Below are 2539 nucleotides of genomic sequence, written 5' to 3' on the forward strand. Positions count from 1 at the left end.
GGGAGGATGCGCCCGGCGGCCTCGTCGGGTCCGAGCACCTCGGGCAGCAGCGGCGCCCAGTCGCGCTCGCCCACCGCCTCGTCGAGGATGTCGGTGCGCCACCGTCCCGTCGCGGCGGAGTAGTAGCCGGTGCCCGAGGCGTCGGAGCGGTCGGTCACGCGGCGCCCGGTGAGGCGGTACGTGAGCCAGTCGTGCGGCACGGAGAGGTGACGCGCGCGGGCGAGGGTCTCCGGCTCGGTCTCGGCCAGCAGCGCGAGCTTCGACACGGTGATGGCCGCCGACGGCACGATCCCGATCTGCTGCGCCCACCAGGCGGCGGGGTGACGCGCGAGCAGCGCCGCGGCCTGCGGGGCGGAGGTGGTGTCGTTCCACAGTCGCGCGGGGCGCAGGACGCGTCCGTCGGCATCCGACACGACGAGGCCGTGGCACTGCGCACCGACGCCGACCGCGACGATCCGCACGTCGGCGCCGCGGCGGGCCTCGGCCATCGCGGCGACCAGGGCCGCCCACCACGCCTCGGGGTCCTGCTCGCTGACGGGCGGGTGGGTCACGGGGTGGGGGGCGCGCCCGGTGGCGACGAGCGCCCCGGTGGCGGCGTCGCGCAGCTCGACCGTGCACGACTGGGTGGAGCTGTCGACTCCGGCGACCACGTCGATCATCGCGCGACCTTCTCGAACGGGGGGACGGTGAGGCGGGAGGGGTCGGCGGGGAGGTCTTCGAGGCGTCCGACGGCGCCCGCGGGGTGCGTGGTCATGAACTCCGCCCACGTGTAGCCGCGACCGCGCATGAGCACCTCGGCGAGCGCGTCGCCCCACGCGGACTGCGCGATCGTGATGCCGGTGGCCACGATGCCGCCGATGTCGGCCGAGGGCTGCACGGCCACGGCGACGCTGTGGTCGGCGAGCCGCGCGAGGGGGGTGTCGTGGCTGCGGGTGAGGGCGATCACGCGGGCGCCGCGGCCGCGGGCGATGCGGGCGAGCTGCACGACCTCGTCGGAGGCGCCGCCGTTGGAGATCAGCAGCACGAGGTCGTCGGCGGTGATGGCGCCGGAGGCCCCGTGCAGCCCGTCCATCGGGGAGAACGGCAGCGACGGCGTACCGGTGACGGACAGGATGTGCGCCATGCGCCGGGCGACCGTGCCGGAGGTGCCCGAGCCGCCGATGAACAGCTTGCCCGTGGCGGACAGGATCATCGAGGCCGCGGTGACCAGGGTGCCGTCGATCGTGTCGATCAGTGCGCGCACGGCCTCGGCCTCGGCCTGGAGCCGCCCGCGCGCTACCGCCAGGATGTCGTCATCGACGTTCAACACGTTCTCCCTCGATCGCGCCTCGCACATGCTGCGCTCATCTGTGATGCTTGGATGTACGTTTGAGCATAGGAACCGTCGCAAGCCGGAGGAAAGGCAGCCGTCACATATGTCACAGTTTCGTGATTTCAACGCTCAAATGAGCGATGCGACGAAGAGCGTGGATCAGGATCGCGCCCTCATGGCGGCCGTCGCCCGGGCGCACTACCTGGAGGACCGCTCCCGCGTCGACATCTCCGACGCCCTCGGCATCTCGCGCTTCAAGGTCGCCCGCCTGCTCAGCCGCGCCAAGGAGGAGGGCATCGTCACGATCGAGATCCACGACTGGGGTCTCCCCGACGTGGAGCTGAGCCAGCGCCTGCAGGACAAGCTCGGCCTGGAGCGCTGCCTCGTCGTGCGCTCACACGGAGACGACGATGACGTGCGCCGCCAGATCGGCGCCGCCGCCGCCCGCGCGCTCAGCGAGACGCTGCAGGAGGACGAGGTGCTCGGCGTCACCTGGGGCCGCACGCTCACCGCCACCGCGAGCCAGTTCGCGCACCTGCCGCGCCTGTCGATCGTGCAGCTCACCGGTGTCGTGGCGGGCGACCTCGCCTCCTCCCCGATCGAGGTGGTGCGACAGACCTCGCGTCGCGCGGGAGGCGCGGTGTACCCGATCTTCTCGCCGCTCATCGTGGACGACCGCGAGACCGCGATGAGCCTGCGCCGGCACCCCGACATCCGCTCGGCGATCGACCTTTTCCCCTCGGTCACCACGGCGCTGCTGTCGGTCGGAGCATGGGACCCGCCCGTGTCGCAGGTGCGCGACGTGCTGCCCATCGACGACCTCGCCAACGCGCTCAGCAAGGGGTGCGTCGCCGACATCGCCGGCATCCTCATCCGCAGCGACGGGACCCCCGTCGACACGGAGTTCCAGGACCGCTGCATCAACATCTCGTACGAGCAGCTCCAGAAAGTGCCGCGCGTGGTCGCCGTCGCGGGAGGAGCAGCGAAGGCCGACGCGATCCGCACCGTGTCGCGGGTGGGACTGATCAGCGAACTGTTCACCGACCACGCCCTCGCCCAGGCCGTGCTGGCGGACGACGAGTGATGCGGATCGCCGGATCGCTGTGGTCCGTGGCCCCGGACGACCGCCTCGACACCGCGCTGCGACTGCGCGACGCGGGCCTGAGCCGGCTGCACTGGGACACCACCGACGGACGGTTCGCCGCGGCCGGGGGCTTCACGCCGGAC

Annotated in this window: 3 protein-coding genes; 1 reads left to right on the forward strand and 2 read right to left on the reverse strand. The window is 72.4% G+C overall.

Going from position 1 to position 2539, the window contains the following annotated elements:
* Both DW309_RS02045 and DW309_RS02050 read right to left on the reverse strand, forming a co-directional pair.
* Positions 1 to 659: FGGY family carbohydrate kinase (locus DW309_RS02045; protein ID WP_240753099.1), on the reverse strand; the 659-nt coding region annotated here is incomplete at its 3' end.
* A complete protein-coding gene (locus tag DW309_RS02050) occupies positions 656 to 1306 on the reverse strand; it encodes an SIS domain-containing protein (RefSeq protein ID WP_168387141.1) in 651 nt (216 codons plus the stop codon). The genes DW309_RS02050 and DW309_RS02045, both read right to left, overlap by 4 nt.
* 139 nt (positions 1307 to 1445) lie before the next feature.
* Between DW309_RS02050 and DW309_RS02055 the strand changes: the two genes are divergently transcribed.
* On the forward strand, positions 1446 to 2396 hold the full coding sequence (locus DW309_RS02055; RefSeq protein WP_168387142.1) for a sugar-binding transcriptional regulator: 951 nt from the start codon (positions 1446 to 1448) through the stop codon (positions 2394 to 2396).
* Positions 2397 to 2539: the final 143 nt, after the last annotated feature.

This window comes from Microbacterium sp. K41 (assembly GCF_004794395.1).
Classification (GTDB): Bacteria; Actinomycetota; Actinomycetes; order Actinomycetales; family Microbacteriaceae; genus Microbacterium; species Microbacterium sufflavum.

Excerpts from the sequence above, each read along its gene's own strand:
- DW309_RS02055 (WP_168387142.1), top strand. The coding sequence starts at position 1,446 with ATGAGCGATGCGACGAAGAGCGTGGATCAGGATCGCGCCCTCATGGCG.